The organism is uncultured Tateyamaria sp. (assembly GCF_947503385.1).
Classification (GTDB): domain Bacteria; phylum Pseudomonadota; class Alphaproteobacteria; order Rhodobacterales; family Rhodobacteraceae; genus Tateyamaria.
The window spans coordinates 557,986-575,393 of sequence record NZ_CANNDO010000003.1 but is presented as its reverse complement, the minus strand read 5'-3'; the positions used below and the strand labels follow the sequence as shown (position 1 = coordinate 575,393).

16 protein-coding genes and 4 pseudogenes are annotated in these 17,408 nt (G+C 54.4%); 9 read left to right on the top strand and 11 right to left on the bottom strand.

The window, feature by feature from the left end; translation table 11 throughout:
• Positions 1–475 (top strand): annotated as a pseudogene (locus Q1A85_RS13800) (IS5 family transposase); the annotation flags it as partial.
• A 296-nt stretch (positions 476–771) separates the two neighbouring features.
• Here Q1A85_RS13800 and glpD read toward each other — a convergent pair.
• From glpD to Q1A85_RS13770, 6 genes are all read right to left on the bottom strand, one after another.
• Entirely contained in the window at positions 772–2,376 is a 1,605-nt protein-coding gene (gene glpD, locus Q1A85_RS13795) for a glycerol-3-phosphate dehydrogenase (RefSeq protein WP_299690165.1), read from the bottom strand.
• A 111-nt stretch (positions 2,377–2,487) separates the two neighbouring features.
• The gene (locus Q1A85_RS13790) at positions 2,488–3,159 is read right to left on the bottom strand and encodes an SGNH/GDSL hydrolase family protein (RefSeq protein WP_299690162.1); all 672 of its coding nucleotides are present in this window, start codon (positions 3,157–3,159) and stop codon (positions 2,488–2,490) included.
• 25 nt (positions 3,160–3,184) lie between these two features.
• Positions 3,185–4,075 (bottom strand): ABC transporter permease, encoded by an 891-nt coding sequence (locus Q1A85_RS13785; protein WP_299690160.1) that lies wholly within the window; start codon positions 4,073–4,075, stop codon positions 3,185–3,187.
• Between the two features lie 50 nt (positions 4,076–4,125).
• Positions 4,126–5,112, bottom strand: a complete 987-nt coding sequence (locus Q1A85_RS13780; protein ID WP_299690158.1) for an ABC transporter permease — start codon at positions 5,110–5,112, stop codon at positions 4,126–4,128.
• The gene (locus Q1A85_RS13775) at positions 5,109–6,602 is read right to left on the bottom strand and encodes a sugar ABC transporter ATP-binding protein (RefSeq protein WP_299690156.1); all 1,494 of its coding nucleotides are present in this window, start codon (positions 6,600–6,602) and stop codon (positions 5,109–5,111) included. The genes Q1A85_RS13780 and Q1A85_RS13775 overlap by 4 nt, the downstream gene beginning before the upstream one ends.
• Before the next feature lie 74 nt (positions 6,603–6,676).
• A complete protein-coding gene (locus tag Q1A85_RS13770; RefSeq protein WP_299690248.1) occupies positions 6,677–7,660 on the bottom strand; it encodes a substrate-binding domain-containing protein in 984 nt (327 codons plus the stop codon).
• 354 nt (positions 7,661–8,014) lie between these two features.
• Between Q1A85_RS13770 and Q1A85_RS13765 the strand changes: the two genes are divergently transcribed.
• The 3 genes and pseudogenes from Q1A85_RS13765 to Q1A85_RS13755 form a co-directional block, all read left to right on the top strand.
• Positions 8,015–8,659 carry an SGNH/GDSL hydrolase family protein gene (locus Q1A85_RS13765; protein ID WP_299690153.1) on the top strand — a complete coding sequence of 215 codons (645 nt, stop codon included), beginning with the start codon at positions 8,015–8,017 and terminating at the stop codon, positions 8,657–8,659.
• Positions 8,647–9,762, top strand: coding sequence for an ROK family transcriptional regulator (locus Q1A85_RS13760; RefSeq protein WP_299690150.1), 1,116 nt, complete (start codon positions 8,647–8,649; stop codon positions 9,760–9,762). Before Q1A85_RS13765 ends, Q1A85_RS13760 begins: the two co-directional genes overlap by 13 nt.
• 116 nt (positions 9,763–9,878) lie before the next feature.
• A pseudogene (locus Q1A85_RS13755) lies at positions 9,879–10,037 on the top strand (transposase); the annotation flags it as partial.
• Positions 10,038–10,151: 114 nt separating this feature from the next.
• Here Q1A85_RS13755 and Q1A85_RS13750 read toward each other — a convergent pair.
• Positions 10,152–11,042: a LysR family transcriptional regulator gene (locus Q1A85_RS13750; RefSeq protein WP_299690147.1), complete on the bottom strand. Its 891-nt coding sequence runs from the start codon at positions 11,040–11,042 to the stop codon at positions 10,152–10,154.
• A gap of 90 nt (positions 11,043–11,132) precedes the next feature.
• Here Q1A85_RS13750 and Q1A85_RS13745 point away from each other — a divergent pair, with 90 nt between their 5' ends.
• The 5 genes from Q1A85_RS13745 (at position 11,133) to Q1A85_RS13725 (ending at position 15,745) form a co-directional block, all read left to right on the top strand.
• Entirely contained in the window at positions 11,133–12,344 is a 1,212-nt protein-coding gene (locus Q1A85_RS13745; RefSeq protein WP_299690143.1) for an MFS transporter, read from the top strand.
• Between the two features lie 773 nt (positions 12,345–13,117).
• Entirely contained in the window at positions 13,118–14,227 is a 1,110-nt protein-coding gene (locus tag Q1A85_RS13740; protein ID WP_299690140.1) for an alkene reductase, read from the top strand.
• A 27-nt stretch (positions 14,228–14,254) separates the two neighbouring features.
• On the top strand, positions 14,255–14,848 hold the full coding sequence (locus Q1A85_RS13735) for a TetR/AcrR family transcriptional regulator (RefSeq protein ID WP_299690137.1): 594 nt from the start codon (positions 14,255–14,257) through the stop codon (positions 14,846–14,848).
• 1 nt (position 14,849) lies between these two features.
• Positions 14,850–15,146 (top strand): YciI family protein, encoded by a 297-nt coding sequence (locus Q1A85_RS13730; protein WP_299690134.1) that lies wholly within the window; start codon positions 14,850–14,852, stop codon positions 15,144–15,146.
• Positions 15,143–15,745 (top strand): DNA-3-methyladenine glycosylase I, encoded by a 603-nt coding sequence (locus tag Q1A85_RS13725; protein WP_299690131.1) that lies wholly within the window; start codon positions 15,143–15,145, stop codon positions 15,743–15,745. The genes Q1A85_RS13730 and Q1A85_RS13725 overlap by 4 nt, the downstream gene beginning before the upstream one ends.
• A 121-nt stretch (positions 15,746–15,866) precedes the next feature.
• Here the strand turns inward: Q1A85_RS13725 and Q1A85_RS13720 are convergent.
• The 4 genes and pseudogenes from Q1A85_RS13720 to Q1A85_RS13705 all read right to left on the bottom strand — a co-directional run.
• Positions 15,867–16,004, bottom strand: a pseudogene (locus Q1A85_RS13720) (IS3 family transposase); the annotation flags it as partial.
• Positions 16,005–16,226: pseudogene (locus Q1A85_RS13715) on the bottom strand (transposase); the annotation flags it as partial.
• Positions 16,227–16,486: 260 nt separating this feature from the next.
• Complete coding sequence (locus Q1A85_RS13710) at positions 16,487–16,891, bottom strand: VOC family protein (RefSeq protein ID WP_299690245.1); 405 nt, start codon at positions 16,889–16,891, stop codon at positions 16,487–16,489.
• A 57-nt stretch (positions 16,892–16,948) separates the two neighbouring features.
• On the bottom strand, positions 16,949–17,371 hold the full coding sequence (locus tag Q1A85_RS13705) for a RidA family protein (protein WP_299690128.1): 423 nt from the start codon (positions 17,369–17,371) through the stop codon (positions 16,949–16,951).
• Positions 17,372–17,408 lie beyond the last annotated feature (37 nt).

Below are 17,408 nucleotides of genomic sequence, written 5' to 3'. Positions count from 1 at the left end.
CTATCTGAAGGCACATCACACGGCGACCAGTTGGGACGTCGAAAAAGGGGGGCGTTGACGCCTGATTGGCCTGACCAAGGGCGGCATGAATACCAAACTGCACGCCGTTCGCGACAGCCAGGGACGCTAGCTGAACCCGTTCGTGACGGCTGGTCAGGTCAGTTGACCGCATCGGTGCACGGGCGTCGGTCAGCAGCCTGCCAAAGGTGGATTGGCTGCTCGGTACCCGTGGATATGACGCCAAATGGTTCAGAGAAGCGTTGCAAGACAAAGAGATACGCCCTGCATACCAGGTCGAAAGCAACGCAAGACAACACTAAAATACGACAAGCGCCGCTACAAACATCGCAACCGGATCGAGATCCTGTTTGGGAGGTTGAAAGACTGGCGGCGTGTGGCGACCCGATACGACAGGTGCCTGAAGGTTTTCCTATCCGCAATCGCCTTTGCTGCACTCGTTATTTACTGGCTATGAGTCCTGACCCTTAGACGCGCTAATGTCCCGTCCTTCAGCCGAAAAAGATCAGACACGGTCGCTCAGTTTTTTTGAACCGTGAAACACGCGGTCGGTTAGAAATCACTGCGTCCCGACTGTTGAGTCAGCAAGCCGACGCGCAACATTGGACAGCTGCGCCGGCGTCAGAGCGCGACAGGTCAAGCTTACGATCTCAGAGAACGGTTGTTTCTCGCTGGTTTGCATCAAACAGGATCGCTCGCGATGATGTCTGCCTTGTTTAATTGCGGCAAAACAGGCTGTCATTTTTGGTCGGCCTATCTTTGGTATGTGCCTGAATCCATCATTCGCTGCTTTTTTGTGACATCAACAATGTGGGTATCAAGAGCAGTAGCCTCGCACGGCGTGAACCTCAGGCCCATCTTCGATCGCCGCCAAAGAAAATCCTCGGCGCATCGTACCCACTCATTCGCTACAGCCCAATCAACTTCGCACGCAAAAACGCCGTGTCCGAACGGTATACCCATCTGCTCTTTGGTCTTGATATCCTCAAAGATCGCCCAGCAATGGGTGCCATATTGACGGAACAGTCTGCGGATTGTGAAATCATCGAGGAACGGCAGCCTCGCACGCAGTTTTTCAATCCACTCTTCTCTCTTGGAAACTGCGAAGTCCCCTCCAGGCAGGCAGGCTGCGGCAGTCCAAGGCCGTGTGTGCCGGTCAAGCGCCTTGTCGATCTTGATCAGCGCCTCTTCAGCCAATGTCCGGTAGGTTGTAATTTTGCCCCCAAAGACATGTAGGGCAGGGGCGTTGCCATTTACGTCAAGTTTCATGACGTAGTCGCGTGTGGCAGCCGTGGCAGAGCCTGCGCCATCGTCGTACTGTGGTCTGACGCCGGAATATGTCCAGACAATGTCTGCTGGCGTTACCGTTTTCCGGAAGTATCGGTTCACGAAATCGATCAAATAGTCGATTTCAGCGGTGCTGCATGTCGGTCTAACGTTTGGATTTGCGTGCTCGCAGTCTGTCGTGCCGATAAGAGTAAAGTCTTCTTCATACGGGATGGCGAACATGATCCGACCATCTGTTCCCTGAAGAAAGTAACTTTTGTCATGATCAAAAAGCTTTCGGGTCACAATATGACTGCCCCGTACGAGCCTGATGCCGCCACTTGCATTCAAACGCATCACATTTTGCGCAACATCCTCGACCCAGGGACCGCCGGCGTTGACGATTATCTTGGCTCGGCAAAGCTGCGTGCCGCCTTGGATGTCCCGGAGCTTAATCTCCCAGATTCCATCCTTTGCGGCTACAGATATGACCTTGGTGCGCACGAAAACGGTTCCGCCTTTGTCTGCCGCGTCGCGCACATTCAAAAGGGTCAGCCTACTGTCTTCCACCCAACAATCAGAATACTCGTATGCAAATTCGTATTGGTCATTTAGAGGCGCGCCTTCAACAGCTGTTCGAAGATCCAGCGAGGATGTTGCAGGCAACAGATTTCGTCGACCTAATTGGTCATAAAGAAAGAGCCCCAAGCGGATCAGCCAGCGCGGCCGACGGCCTTGCAGCCACGGCATGGCACGGACAAGGAGACGAGAAGTGGGCGTATTGCTCTCGAACCGCATGTCCGAATGGACCGGCAGGACAAAGCGCATCGGCCAAGAGATATGCGGCATCGCCTCCAGCAGCACTTCGCGTTCTGCTAAGGCTTTGCGCACCAATCCAAACTCGAAATACTCAAGGTACCGCAGCCCGCCATGGAACAACTTTGTGGATGCCGATGACGTCGCCGACGCAAGGTCATTCATTTCTGCCAAGCCAACGCGATAGCCACGTCCCGCCGCATCACGGAAAATGCCAGCACCGTTGATGCCCCCTCCGATGACAAAAACATCAAAGATATCGTCAGTCTGCGACACGGTATTCTCCAGTCAACTGGCCAGCGGAAGTACCTAGGTTTAAGCGTATGAGGCAGCGCAAGCGCATCTTGCCTGATGCAAAGCGAATGCCAGATCGCTTCGGCGATTTGGTCAGGCCGCCACCTTGACTGTCAGAATATCAGCAACCTTCAATGCAAGAGACTCGCCAAGAACGCGGTTGTTTTCTGGCGTAAAGTGGATGCCATCAACACCATCGGTCGTAATGTGATCACCTGCGTTCAGGAAATGCACTTTCATGAAGTCAGCCAAGTCTGAATACAGCTTTCCCAACTCTGCCGATTTCTCATGCGCACCGCCGAACAATGACTGGAAATAGGCATGTGGCATCGGTGTCAGGGGTGGCGGGGAGACAATCAGCACTTCTGGCGCAGGGTATGTCGTCCCGACCCCGCCCGCAGACCCAAGCACCTGACCAACGAGTTTTGAGACGCCAGCCGCAATCTCAAACGGCGTTCGGTGGAAATATGCCTTTGTGTCATTGGTGCCCAGCATGATGATCACCAGATCCAGCGGCAAATGGCTTGCCAATGCCGACGGCAGATAGGCGCTTCCATCAAGGCGTGGGTCCGTCGGATCATTCAGCATCGTTGTACGCGCACTGAGGCCTTCTTCGATGATCGTGTACCCGTCTCCCAGCTTGGCCCGCATCACGCCGGTCCAGCGTACATCAGCCGGATATCTCGTGGTGGGCAAACCTTCTTCTACCGGGATCCAGCCCCACGTCAGGGAATCGCCGAAACACATAATGCGTCTGTCTGACATAGACTTTTTCCTCTTCTAGAGTTGTTCAAGTTTTGCGGGTGTTCAGGCCGTAGAAAATTGCAGCGAGCAGGATGATCAGCCCGCGTGCAATTTGTTTGCCGGGTTCCGGTACGCCAAAACTGGTCATGGAAACGAACAGGAGTGCGAAACACATCACGCCAAAGAATGGGCCCCAGACACCTCCGTCACCGCGACCGAAAATCACGCCACCGAGGATTGTCGCAGCAACCGCGTCTATTGGCATTTCGAGGCCAAGCCTGAGGCTGCCGACTGCAACCGCCGCAGATTGAACGATTGCTGCAATTCCTGCAAAAAGACCGGCGATGACGTGAGCCATCAATACGGTTCGTTCAACGGGTACACCGCTGAAGTGCGACGCAGTTGGGTTTTCACCCACGGCCATTACAAACTGACCATAGACAAATCGGGACAGAAACACGGCCATAACAGCTGTCAGTGCAACCCAAAGCACAACGGGCAATGGCACAGGCCCCCATTTCATCTTGTAAATGTCGTTCATCAGTTCCGGCATGTTGCCCGGGGGTTTGCCGCTTGCCACAAACTGCACAAAACCCCCGATGATCACCGTGACCGCAAGCGTTGCGATCACTGCGGATACACGCCGTTTGGCCACAAGATATCCGTTGAAGAGACCCACAAGGCAGCCAATGCCAAGTGACACAAGCAAGATCAGCGGGAGTGGGAGATCGCCCAGCAGACCTGACGCAATCATGTAGTTGACCAAGAGCAGAACACCGGCACCTGACAAGTCAATCGAACGCACTCGCATCACCAGCAACTGACCCAATACCAGAATGCCCAAAGGGGCCACCTGACGCACAAAAATGCCCATCACGTTGGCGTTCATCAATTGTGGTTTCGTCAGCCAGAGCGTTGCCAGCAAAATGACGAACACGATGTATGCTGGCGGTATTCGAGCGGCGGATCGTAAAACATTTGTCATGGTCACAGCCCCATCTTTTTCCGGGACTGAAGGCCGACAACCAGCAAGAGTATGACGCCTTTTATGGCCCCTTGGAGGAAGGCCGATAGGTTCGCGAGGTTCATGCCGTTTGCCAAAAGTGACATCAGGATCGCGCCAATAATGGTTCCGTGCAGGCCACCCACGCCGCCCGAAAGCTGTGTGCCACCGATGGCAACGGCCGTGATTGAATCGAGTGCGAACTGTGACCCGACACTCGGGTCACCCGAAGCGATCCGACCTGCGATGAAGAGCCCGGCCAATGCCGCGAAACCGGCGCTTATGACGTAGGCGAGAACAATGTTGCGTTCGTCTTTCAGACCAAAATTGTGTGCTGTGTCCAATTGCCCGGAGGCGTTACCGCCGCCGATGGCAAAGAGATGCAAGCCAAAGCGAGAACCGTGCACGATCTTCCAACCGAGGCCCACAATGACGATCCCCCAAAAGACCGGCGCCGGAACGCCAAGGACTGATCCGGTCACTATCGTGACCACAAAATCTGGAACAGATCCGCCGGCGACAGGGCGCAAGAGCTGCGCAATCCCAAGAACGATAAACTGAGTGGAAAGCGTCGCGATAATCGGATGTACGTTTAGTTTGACAATTGCGACCCCGTTGACCAGGCCGACACAAATCGCAGCCAGAAAAACAAGCGGGATCAACGCGTAGGGTGATCCGTCCAGTGCGAGTATGGCTGTGGTCAAACTCATCACAGAACCGACCGATAGGTCCATTCCTGCGAGAATGATCACGATCATCTGACCGATTGCGACTATGATGAGCGGCATCGCCTGCGCAAGCAGGTTGGACGCATTCTGTGGCGTTGCGAAATCATCCGATTTGACCAACAGCAACAGAATTGTTGCAATGATGATGAGCAGGGCGGCCCACCAGTTCCCCTGCCGAGAGTTTTTTCCAAAGAAACGGTTGATTTTGCGGCGATGCATGGATGTCTTGCCTGTTTTTGTCATGAGGTCAGTGCCGCATTGAGAATGTTATGTTCGGATGCCTCTGCGCCCGCCAACTCGCTCACAATTTTGCGGTCGTGCACGACGAGCAGCCTGTCACAAAGGCCGATGAGCTCTACCGTTTCGCGTGACAGAACGAGGATCGCCATCCCGCGCTGTGCCAGTTCACGCAGCAGGCGATAAATTTCAACTTTTGCGCCGATGTCCACGCCGCGCGTTGGCTCTTCGATGATCAGAATGTCCATATCCGAGGCGAGATAGCGGCCCAGTAGCACTTTTTGCTGATTTCCGCCGGACAGCGTTCCAACCGGGGTAGTGGAACTTCCTGCTTTGATATTCAGATCTGCCATGATCCGGCGGGTAACATCGGCAACTTTTGCGAGGGGTTTGAAGCCTGGTCGCGCTGATTGAAGTCCGATGCCGATGTTTTCGCGGATGGCAGCCCCCAGCAACAGGCCCTCTTCTTTGCGGTCTTCGGGCACGAAACCAAGGCTGAGCTGCTGCATGTTCCGCACTCCGGCTGAGGCGGTCACCGGCAGCAGCACAGTTTGACTGCCAATACGCACTTTACCTGAATTGGCCGCATATTGTCCGATCATGGATCGGACGATCTCGCTCTGGCCCTGACCTTCCAAGCCAGCCAGCCCGAGGATTTCGCCTGAATGCAGATCAAAGGAGAGGGGGCTCGCTTCTGGGGTCAGGCGTAGATCCTGACACGATAGCCTTACCGGGCCGAGGTCACGGGCTCGATCCGGGAACAGATCGTTCAATTCGCGCCCCACCATAAGCGTAATGAGCCGTTCCGGTGTCAGGTCGCTGAGGGATTGCGTGGCCACGTGGGCACCGTCCTTCATGATCGTCACATCGTCACAAATCGCAAAGATTTCATCCATGCGGTGCGAAATGTAGACGATCGCCTTACCCTTTGCCTTGAGCTTTTCGATCCTTGCATTGAGCACTTGAACGTCCGCCGCATTCAAAGCGGCCGTAGGTTCATCAAGGATGAACACCTGTGCGTCTGCTTTGATTCCATGGGCGATTTCAACGAATTGCCGCTGCGCGATGCTCAATTCAGAAACCAGCGTATTCGGATCAAGGGACATACCAAGTTCGGATAACGCTTCTTTGGTTCGCTGTGCCATTTCGGCACGGTGCGGGGAACCAAAACGTCCCATGATCTCTTTGCCGAGAAACATATTCTCTGTGATCGATAGGTTTGGCAGCAGCGATAACTCTTGAAAGACTGTCGAAACTCCTGCGGCAAGTGCTTGACTGGGGTTGGCAAAACAGACTTGGCGCCCAGCAATGGCAATCTTGCCCGCGTCCGGTTGATGCACGCCTGCAAGAATTTTCATCAGCGTCGATTTTCCCGCGCCGTTCTCACCCATGAGGGCGTGCACTCGGCCAGGGCGAATTTCGAACGAAATGTCATTGACGGCGAGAGTGGGACCAAAGTGCTTGGTCACACCTTTGAAGGTGACAGCTGGCAGCATGATATCCGATCACTTCGATTGAAAAGTGCTCTCGCGGTTTTTGTTCCGCGAGAGCAGAACTGACAGGGAGGGTGTCAGTTGCCGTAGAGTTTTTGCAAAGTCTCTTCCGGCAATTCAGTCGGCCACCAAACATTGGCGGACAGGTCTTCGCGGTAGTACTCCGCGACCTTGTCAGCGTCCCAACCTTCTGGCTCGTAGACATAGTGCTTGTGCAACGCTTCACCCTCCAGAAGCGCGACAGCGGCGCGTACACCGGCGGCGGCTTGGGATGGGCTGTATTCAGCAGCGATCGACGGATAGCCCATATTGAGCCATTGGCCGAAGAAGCCGTTGTTACCCTCTCCAGTGATCGGTGGGATATCAGCACCAAATTCAGACAGTACGTCGACACAGGCGCGCGTCATGTCAGCACCGGACGACCAAATCGCATCGACGTCAGGATCGTTGAGGTAAAAGGTTTCGCAGAGGTTTTTGCCAAGATCATAGACCCAGCTGCCATAATCCTCTTGAGTGATCTCGATGTTGGTGCCGTCAAGCGACTGCATCAATCCATTGTAACGGTTGATGTCCTCAGGGTGCGATGGCAACCCCCGGAGCACCCAGATCTTGCCCTCTCCGTTAAGTTGCGCGACGAGGAAGTCGCCCATTACGCGGCCAAAATTCTCTGCGCCTCCCTGAATTTCAACTGTAAAATTCTGGTTTTCTGTGCGGCCCGTGTGAACAATAACGGGAATGCCGGAGTCGATCGCCTTTTGAATGCCCGCATCTGCAGAAGTGGGTGTAACCGGCATTACGATCAGAACATCGGGGTCCTGTGCGATCAAATCTTCGATATCTGCGACCTGTTTGGCCTGATCGAAATTGGCGTCAAGCATGACGAAATTTTCGATGCGGGCATCTGCGTCAGCGACGCCCTGCGCTTCGTGTGCGGTCTGCACCGTCCATGTGTTCGCGTTTACACCGAAATGGCTCATCGCGATTGTCCAGGGCGCGTCATTCTGAAACGAGCCCCCTGCGACGACGCTGTTGCCTTCGGCGCGTGGCTCAACTCCATCCATCAGGGTCACGTCCTGCGCCAGTGCGGTCGAGCCAAGGAATGCGGCAAACAGGGTTGCTGTTACCATTCGAGTAGCGGTCATTTGGGTCTCCTCCCCTTGAATTGCTCACAATTTCAACGCGGATTCTGTCACCTGAAGCCGACGCAGTTGTTGTCCGCGATGGCGATCAGCACGTCGTTGTGAGTCTTCTCCTGAGCTCGTTTCAAACAATGTTCGGATCAGCGTGTCAATACTTATTCATGTTGAATGAATAAGTATTCCGATTGAACTGACGCTTGATCGCTGACATGTTCACGTCAATTGAATAAGTGGAAGATTGGGCGGTGTTCCGGTTTCGCGGCGCGAAAAAATGACATGAAAACAGTACTATGCTTTGGTGACTCGAATACCCACGGTCAAGTTCCCGGCGGTACCCCACTTGACAGATTTGGCCCCAATGAGCGTTGGCCCGGGATACTCAGAAATGAGCTTGAACCCGATTGGTACATCGTCGAAGAGGGGTTAAGCGGGCGTACAACGGTACATAAAGACCCGATCGAAGGGGACATCAAAAGCGGCAGACAATATCTGCGCCCCTGCTTGATGAGCCACGCGCCACTTGATTTGGTGATTTTAATGCTTGGAACGAATGACCTCAAAGCGCGGTTCAATCAACCCGCGACCGAAGTCGCGATGGGCATTGGCTGCCTGGTACACGATATCCGCGAGTTAAATCCTGGCCCGGAAGGGCAATGCCCCGAAATCCTTGTTGTCGCGCCGCCGCCAATGCTGGACGATATTGGCGAATGGGAAGGAATATTCTCTGGAGCACAACCCAAGAGCCATCAGCTTGCACATGAATTCGAGGTGATCGCAGACTCTCTGGAAGTACATTTCTTTGATGCCGGAACGGTTATCACGTCCGACCCGGCAGACGGTTTTCATATGAGCCTCGACGCGCATCGAAACCTTGGGAAATCCATTGCCAAAGAAGTGCTCAACATTGGATGGGCAACCTGATGCCAGACATGCGCTTTGCCCCACCCAACCCCATACGTATTGCGGATCGATCCAGCGGTATGAACGCAGTCAGCATTCGCAGTTACAATGAACGGCTGGTATTGTCGTTACTGCTGCAAAACAAAGGCTTGTCGCGGATGGAAATCGGCAACCGCACCGGCCTGTCGGCGCAGACTGTATCGGTCATTATCCGTTCGCTGGAGCAAGAAGGTTTGGTTGCAAAGGGCGCGGCCGTGAAGGGCCGGATGGGTCCACCCACCATCCCCTTGTCGCTGAACCCGGAAGGGGCCTACTCCGTTGGCATCAGCCTTGGTCATCGCCATACAGACGTGGTGATGATCGACTTTGTAGGTCAGGTGAAGTTCCATACTACACTGCCGCTTCCAAGCGACACTACCCCGTCCAACCACTCCAAGCTTGTGGCCACAGTAAAGGAAGCTTTGGATGCCCTTCCAGACAAGCAAGAGGGCCGCATGGCAGGGATTGGCATCGCCATGCCTGAGGATCAGGAAGAACTGGCGCTTGGACCAACCGGCATAGCTGAGCAATTTGAGACACTTGGCCAAGAGATTGAGACAGCGCTAGGCATTGAAGTCTATGTGCAAAACGACATCACAGCCGCCGCTGCGGGAGAAAGCATGTTCGGCGCAGCGAAGTCACTCGATGACTATCTGTTCTTTTACATCGGTGCACGATTGCATCATCGGCTTGTTCTGAACCACCAGATTTTCCAAAGCCGTGCGAATATCAGCAAGCCTGCTGGCTTGATCGATCTTGAGCAAAGGCTGTTGGTCTCAGGCCAGCAGAATGATCTGCTCTGGGATCGAGGTGCGAAGTGGCCAGACTTCGGCGTACACAAAGTGTTATGGTTGCAAGATTGCGTTGAATCACTCAACGCGTCGCTAAGCGCTGCATCCCAATTCCTACCCGTTAGCACAGTCATCGTGTCGTCCTATGCACCGACCGAAATCTGCGATGAGATTGTTGATGCACTAAAGCAAGCAAACGGAAACATTGAGGTAAAAAAAGGAGAACTTCAGCTGTCTCCGAAGGCCATGGGTGCCGCAAGCCTGCCGTTCGGGTCCAAGTTCACAGTGAGCTGATCTCGGCTGACCCGGACCAGTTAGCTGCTGCGAATACACAACAGTCGGGTTCACCGGAGACCTGTTTCCTCTGCCAGATTTAGGTAGCGTCTGTCCCAACGAAGGAGACGGACTGAATGAAGGGATACCGACTAAGCGAAAAACAGACCATCTCGATCCTGACGAGCCAGCAGAGCCGCGTAGCAACGGCCGATGTGTGCCGCCCGCATGGGACTAGCCCGGCCACGTTCTACAAGTGGAAAGCGAAGTACGGCGGACTGGATCTGTCGGACGCCCCCCTCAGTCGGGCGAAATGCATCCGCCAGTGCCAGAAACATTACTAGAAAACGCCATTCCAGTGGCCCATGGACAGGGGGTCAGACACAGTTTTGACCACTCTCGCGATCTCTTTAGGCCGATAGTTCGATTGAGGTTTCGCAGTCAAAAATTCCGGTAATCGCGTCGCGGACACTGTTGACGACGGGCCCGTCTGGTGCCGTTTGATAAAGTGCAAGCTGGGATTCTGCGAGATTTGGCAATTGCGTTTCGTCAATGCTGATCCCAGGTACGTCTTTGACAACAGACTCAGGGATCGGCGCGATGCCCAAGCCAAACTGAACTCCTGATATCTGTCCCGCAGTCGAAGGGCTGGTACAGGCGACCTGATGCTTTAATCCCGCTGCCGCCAATGCGTCCAGAGCGCGGGCACGCCAGTTGCAGCCTTCTTTCGCAAGAACCAGTGGCACGGCAGAACCGTCAACAACCAATCCCGGTTTCTTCGCCCAGACCAGCCTCTCGGACGCAAGCGGCATTGCTGAAGAGGGGAACTGTGGGCTGCCATCGGACAGGATTGCGAGATCAACAAGCCGGGCATCGGCGGCTTTGATGAGATCGCTGGTAAAGTCGACTACCAGTTCGATCGAGACATGAGGATGCGCTATTTTGCAGGTTCGCAACACGTCCGGAATGCAGGCCAGACCGACATCATCGGTGATGCCTAAACGCACGGTTCCGGTGGTTAAATCCCGCCCAAACCGGTGACCCACTTCTTGCGCAAGGGCAAGGAAACGTTCGGCATAGGCAACAAAGGCCAACCCTTCGTCATTCGGGCGCATCCCGTCATAATTGCGATCAAAGAGCACCCGGCCAGTGCTCCGCTCAATGCGTTTCACGTACTTGCTGACGGCGGATGGTGTCATGTTCAACGCCTCGGCGGATCGGCGCACGGACCCGAACTCGGCCAGTGCCACGACGACGCGCATCGCGTCTTGCTTTAAGACCTGTGACAGATGACTAGCCATGTCAGCCCCCATATGGTGTGTCGGGTTTGGCAACGGTGTGATGATAAAAGTTCCGTTTTGGACATGCAAGATGTGGTTTAGGGTGCGGCTATGTCCATCGTATCCTCACTTCCAGAACACGAGCATGACCGGGACCGGTTGCCCTTTACGCTTCGGCGACTGATCCTTCTTCAGGCGGTCATGAACACCTGTCAGTTTATTGCCTTGCCGTTCCTTGCCCTCGGGCTTTCGACGATCCCTGACATTGGGTTGGCGGGTGCGGGCGTAGCAATCGGCACCTATCTGGGTGTTGGGCGGATTTCACCTTTGCTGCTGGGTCCGTTGGCGGACCGCGTCGGCCTTTGGAGGATGGTTTGTACAGGTTTGGCAGTGCGGGGCGCCTGCCTTTTGTTGGTTCCCTTGATCAGCAACACCTCTGGCGCAATCGGCGTGGCTATATTCCTTGGTCTTGGTGTGGCCGCATATGAAACTGGTATTTACGGGGTGATGGCCGCGCAGCCTGCCAAATACAGAGAACACTTGCTGATGGCCAATGTGCAGGCGCTCAATGTCGGATGCATGGTTGGACCAGTAATTGGGTTCGCCGCGGTGATGGTATCGTTCCAACTGGCCTTTATTATACCAGCTGTGGTTTTCGTCTCGCTGTCGCTTACATGCGTACTGAACCACCACACCGAGTATCGGTGTGCGTCAGAGGGCACGGTTACAGCCAACATCATGCGAGTGCTGAAGGACCGGCAGTTTCTTTGGATGTGCCTTGCGCTGGTTCCGTTTTGGGCATTGTTCGCCCAATTGTTTGGTGCCTTGCCCGTTCTGATGGCAAGAGCAACGGACAGCGACGCGATGGCTGGAACCGTTATCTTTTTGAATGGTTTTGTGGGATTCTGTGCGGTGCCGCTTTATGCGTATTTGGCAAAGAGGCTGAGCGCTTTGGCCCTTTCTGCTGTTGGCTGCGGACTTGGGGCTGTCGCTACTTGGTTTCTTGGTCCTTGGGCAGGCGCTGCGTTCCTTGTTTTATTGATCAGTCTGTTCTCCATAGCGGAAACATTCGTAACGACGGCCGCAGATGTCACGACCTCCAGATTTGCAGATGGCAAATCCACGGGCAGCTATTTCTCGGTTCTGAATGTGAGCATTGGCCTTGGGTCGGCAATCGGCGCTCCACTTGGAATGATGGCGATTTCCGGAGACGGGCAGGTCAGCTTCGCGCTTGTTGGTATGGCAGGTATTGTTTCGCTTTTCATGCTGCTTTTGGGCGGGAAACCGACAACAGCTCATGCGAGGAATGTTCTCGAAAAATAACGCTTCAACTGGGTCTGCACAGTTCCCGAGCCACCGTATGCGAGACGGTGCACCGGCAGGCGTTTGTGGCTGCGGTCGCTTTGTCTATGTGGACGCAACTTGCCTTGGGAAAGGGCCCAGTGTGACCAAACACTCCAAGACACATGCCTTTTCTCCAAAAATGAAAGTGCTGACACCCATGGGCCGTGAAACCAAGCGCGCGAGGTCCATCGTGGTTAACAACTTCAATAAGCCCACACTGCTCCCAATCCTGCAAGACTTCGTCGACCCGATGGGCGCACGCCCAGTTCTTCGATCATCTTGCGTGGAGATCGGAAACGAAGCTTCATCATGAAAATATTGCCACAACTCGAAGGCATCGAGCTTTTGACATGGCCGTTTTTCATAACACTTCGACGGTCCTGACCCTAAACGCGGACAACGACATAACGAAGTTCAACGAAGACCTAGGCAATCTAGTTGTGCAGAAGCCTTATGCAGCCAGGCGATGAGTGACCGTGCAAAGGTTGCCCTTACCGTTGCTGCCACGCTTTGTACCAAGTTTTGCTGATCCTTGGGTTCAGCAAAGTATGATTTCGTCCAACGATAGCTGCTGGGGTCCGTGGACCTTTTGGCCTCGTCCCCGATGATGAAGGCTAAAACGGCTCCTTTGGGTGCGCGCAAACTCTTGAACAGTCGTTGCTTGTTAAAAAACCCGAGTTGACATCTTAGGTCATTTGTCCCAAAAACTGAACTTAGGACAAATGACCTAGAATCGCAAATCGGACACTCACATGACAAATGACCTCTTCTCCCCGACTTCATTGGGAAGCCTTGTGCTTCCAAACCGAATGGTCATGGCGCCAATGTCTCGGAGCAGGGCCATGGAGGGTGGTATTCCTAGCCAGCTGATGGTTGAACATTACGGACACCGGTCAACTGCCGGGCTCATCATTTCTGAATCTGCGCCGGTGTCTCAACAAGCCGTCGGCTACCCAAATACGCCAGGTATCTTTACCCCGCAGCAGACCGCAGGTTGGTTGCGGGTCATGAATTCTGTTCGCTCCCGAGGTGGACGTATGTTTGTGCAGCTTCAGCACTGTGGCCGCATTTCACACCCCACACATCAGGACGGGGGAGCACTGCCCGTTGCCCCTTCCGCAGTTCATCCTGATGGGTTTGCATTCACAGCCAGTGGTTACAAGGAATTCGAAACGCCGCGGCAACTTGAAACGTCGGAGATTGCGGATGTGGTCGACCAGTTCCGCCACGCTGCAAAGAATGCACAAGACGCAGGTTTCGATGGTGTGGAAGTCCACGGGGCAAACGGATATCTAATCGACCAATTTCTTCGTGATGGAACGAACAGGCGCACGGACGGCTATGGTGGGAACGTCGAGAAGAGGGTGCGATTTCTTCAGGAAATCCTTGATGCCGTCCTCACGGTTTTTCCGGCAGAACGTGTCGGTTTGAAACTGTCGCCTGAGAACAGTTTTAACGACATGAGCGACTCTGACCCGCAAGTGAACTTTGAGAAGATTGTCGCAGCCATAGCCGACCGTGCCTTAGGGTATCTGCATGTCACCGAAGCCAGCATGGATACCGGTGGGCATATAGCAGGATCGCCAAGGTCTGTGGACTACCACAGGTTGCGAGCCCTTTTCCCAGGAACCTATATTGCGAACAATGGCTATAGCAAAGACCGCGCTGAGACTGCGATTCAAGTGGGCCATGCCGATCTCGTTGCGTTCGGCGCGCCGTTTCTTGCAAATCCTGACCTTGTCCGGCGGTTCCGCGATGGGTTGCCTTTGAACACCATCGATAAGTCAACGTTCTACCTTGGGGGTGAAGTCGGTTATAACGACTATCCCTTTGCGAGCGCTGATTTGTTGTCAGCGGCTTAGGATCGCCAACTTCAGAAGGACGAAAAAATGCCAGCATCCGCAACACGCGAGAAAATCGTCACTTCAGCTGACAGGCTGTTTTATGAGCGTGGTTTCGAAGCAACGTCGTTTGCGGATGTCGCCGAAGCGGTCGGCATTTCGCGTGGAAACTTTTATTACCATTTCAAAACAAAGGACCAGATCCTCGACGCGGTCATCGAACGTCGGATCAAAGATCGCCACGACATGCTCGACGTTTGGGTAGATGACGGCCAGACGCCCAAGCAATGTGTCGCAAACTTCATCGGAATCTTGTTGATGAACAACAACAAGATCAGATCGTTTGGATGTCCGATCGGCACTTTGTTCTCGGAACTGGCGAAACTGGACCATCCAAGTGGGTCCGGCGCACGGGAACTTTTTGATCTGTTTCGCGCTTGGCTACGCCGTCGTTTCGAGGACATAGGGCGGTCGCATGATGCTGACGCGCTCGCGATGCACATTCTGGCACGCAGTCAGGGGGCGGCCACATTGGCCAATGCCTACCCGGACGAGCCGTTCCTTGAGCGCGAGGTCGAGCAAATGTTGGCATGGCTCGACGCTGTGGCTGACCAGAATGCACAAGAAAACCAAAAGGCATGACATGTACATCATCACACTGACACTCACGGATCAGAAATCGAAAGCGCCCGACTTTATCGCCGCCCACAACGCTTGGATCGCGCAAGGCTTCGACGACGGGGTTTTCGTTCTTGTCGGTGGCCTCAAGCCTCAAGGCGGTGGGGCCATCTTGGCACATGCCAATGACATCACTTCGATTGAAAAACGCGTCGCCGCAGACCCGTTTGTGACCGAAGGGATTGCAACGCCTCATATCCAAGAGGTCGCGCCTGCCCGCGCCGATCCCCGACTGTCCTTTTTGTCGGATGCTACACCATGAACGGCTACATCGGGCCAGACGGACAAACCAGATGCAAATGGGCTGGGTCAGCACCAGAGTTTCTTGAATACCATGATCAAGAGTGGGGGTTCCCTGTCTCAAATGACGTCCGTCTGTTTGAAAAACTGTGCCTAGAAGCCTTCCAATCTGGGCTGAGTTGGCGAACCATCCTCAACAAACGCGACGGGTTTCGCGCAGCTTTCGATGGCTTCGATTTTCACAAAGCCGCTCGCTACGATGCAACGGACATGGACCGGCTGTTGAATGACGAAAACATCGTGCGCCATCGGGGAAAAATCGCCGCTGTCGTCAACAACGCGGCGCGCGCACTGGAAATGATTGATGAAGACGGATCGCTTGCAGCCTTTTTCTGGAGGTTCGAACCTAAGCTGGCTGAACTTGGTCCACCACAAACACAATCCACCAGCACGACTTCCATTGCATTGGCGCGCGAACTGAAGAGGAGGGGTTGGAAGTTTCTTGGACCGACGACAATTTTTGCGTTCATGCAGGCAATGGGATTGATCAACGACCATAGCGAAAACTGCACCATGCGCGCAGCGGTAGATGACGCACGCCGCAATTTTCAACGGCCCTGAACGATACCGGCGCCGAAGCGGATTTGGGTGCGGCAGCAACGATAGCCAACTTCATTCCGCACCGTGAGCTAGCAGACATCGAGTGTTTCCATCCGTGGCGATTTGAGGTGTCCGTAGTTTCCTAGACACCTGCCATGTTCAGATTGAGCTGTCTGATTTCGAAGGCAACGGGCGACTGCAAGCCGTTGTTGGTGTGTTTGCCTATTGGATTGTAGAACATCCCGATGCAGTCGAACACATCGCGCCTGGCATCGTCCCTTGCCTTGTTTCGAATATCGAACTCCTCGGTCACGCGCGCCAGCTCCCGCTTCAAGCGTCGGTTCTCGGCCTCGTGGTCAACGCTCGGATTCTTTGGCGCGGCATCCCCGAACAGCTTCATCCACTTGTACCAAGACTACGTGCTCACGCCCAAACGCTTTGAAACCTCCCGAACCGTGACCGCGTCCCGCTTCAACCCGTCGATGCAATTGCTTGTCCCCATGTCGGCGTCCTCGCCTCAAAGTTAAGGGCAAACGCATCTACAGATCTAGAGGCACCTCACTATGACCGCGCGGCGACCGAACGCAAAGACAGGACCGATCATGTCTTTGCTACATCCATCGGTAGAACTGAGCATCGACGCATGATGAAGCAGTTTGGATTTACAGGCGAAGAGGTCGATCGCATCCTTTAACTCTGCCTCTGATCAGACCCGTTTCTATTTGTGGAAATGAACGCACGGACTCTGCGACCAAAGACGCGTCAGTCGACCATTAAATGTGCTCCGGACGGTTCGGCCAGCGTCTCGCGCGGATGAATGTCGGCAAACACTTCGATGATGTTGTTTTCCGGATCCCGGAAGAACAACGTCCTGTGGGTCCAGTCTTGGTTTGTCGGCGGTTCGATAACCTCCTGACCAAGTTCGACAAGCCTGTCATAAGCCAAATCGACATCCGCAGGCGGCACGCGAAAGCTGATCTGTATCGATGCGGATGCCAAAGGCACATTTGGTCCGTCATAGGCGCGGCCGCGCCGTCGCAACCCCAGAAACAAAGTCCCAACTCGAAAGAAGGTCATCCGCTCTGGGAAGTCTTCCTCAATTTGAAACGAGAACAACCGCTCGTAAAATGCTTTCATGCCTGCGAGATCATCACAAAGCAGGATCACGTAGTCCAAGCTGCGGATGGCTTTGAAGCCCTCATGTTTGTTCATGTCGAACGATCCTCAGGACTTTGGTTCGTGAAAGCGATGGTCGGAGATCACAGCGATCGGCGCGACCTCCACCAGAAGGTCCGGTGTAATCAGGCCTGCGGCCTGAATTAGAATGCTGACTGGGCCATGTTCCAATTGCAAACGTTCCGCCCTGACCTTCTGGATTGCAGGCATGTCTGCCGGATCGAGGTAGAAGACGGTCAAGGAAACGATGTCCTCCAAGCGCCCGCCCACTGCGTTCAGGATACGCTCCACATTGTCAAAGCATTGGCGCGCTTGCGCTTCGCAATCGCCTTTGCCAATCACATTGGCGTTTTTATCCCAGGCAACTTGCCCTGTCATGTGCAGCACATGGCCTTTCGGTTCGACCACGCCATGGTGAAAGGGACGACCAAGTTGTGGCCATCCGCTTGGGGGATTGTATCGTATTGTCATATGGTCCTCGGCTTGTCGTTCGAGAGGATTTGGACCG

Excerpts from the sequence above, each read along its gene's own strand:
- Q1A85_RS13790 (WP_299690162.1), bottom strand. The coding sequence starts at position 3,159 with ATGTCAGACAGACGCATTATGTGTTTCGGCGATTCCCTGACGTGGGGC.
- Q1A85_RS13780 (WP_299690158.1), bottom strand. The coding sequence starts at position 5,112 with ATGACAAAAACAGGCAAGACATCCATGCATCGCCGCAAAATCAACCGT.
- Q1A85_RS13775 (WP_299690156.1), bottom strand. The coding sequence starts at position 6,602 with ATGCTGCCAGCTGTCACCTTCAAAGGTGTGACCAAGCACTTTGGTCCC.
- Q1A85_RS13770 (WP_299690248.1), bottom strand. The coding sequence starts at position 7,660 with ATGGATGGAGTTGAGCCACGCGCCGAAGGCAACAGCGTCGTCGCAGGG.
- Q1A85_RS13765 (WP_299690153.1), top strand. The coding sequence starts at position 8,015 with ATGAAAACAGTACTATGCTTTGGTGACTCGAATACCCACGGTCAAGTT.
- Q1A85_RS13760 (WP_299690150.1), top strand. The coding sequence starts at position 8,647 with ATGGGCAACCTGATGCCAGACATGCGCTTTGCCCCACCCAACCCCATA.
- Q1A85_RS13750 (WP_299690147.1), bottom strand. The coding sequence starts at position 11,042 with ATGGCTAGTCATCTGTCACAGGTCTTAAAGCAAGACGCGATGCGCGTC.
- Q1A85_RS13745 (WP_299690143.1), top strand. The coding sequence starts at position 11,133 with ATGTCCATCGTATCCTCACTTCCAGAACACGAGCATGACCGGGACCGG.
- Q1A85_RS13740 (WP_299690140.1), top strand. The coding sequence starts at position 13,118 with ATGACAAATGACCTCTTCTCCCCGACTTCATTGGGAAGCCTTGTGCTT.
- Q1A85_RS13735 (WP_299690137.1), top strand. The coding sequence starts at position 14,255 with ATGCCAGCATCCGCAACACGCGAGAAAATCGTCACTTCAGCTGACAGG.
- Q1A85_RS13730 (WP_299690134.1), top strand. The coding sequence starts at position 14,850 with ATGTACATCATCACACTGACACTCACGGATCAGAAATCGAAAGCGCCC.
- Q1A85_RS13725 (WP_299690131.1), top strand. The coding sequence starts at position 15,143 with ATGAACGGCTACATCGGGCCAGACGGACAAACCAGATGCAAATGGGCT.
- Q1A85_RS13705 (WP_299690128.1), bottom strand. The coding sequence starts at position 17,371 with ATGACAATACGATACAATCCCCCAAGCGGATGGCCACAACTTGGTCGT.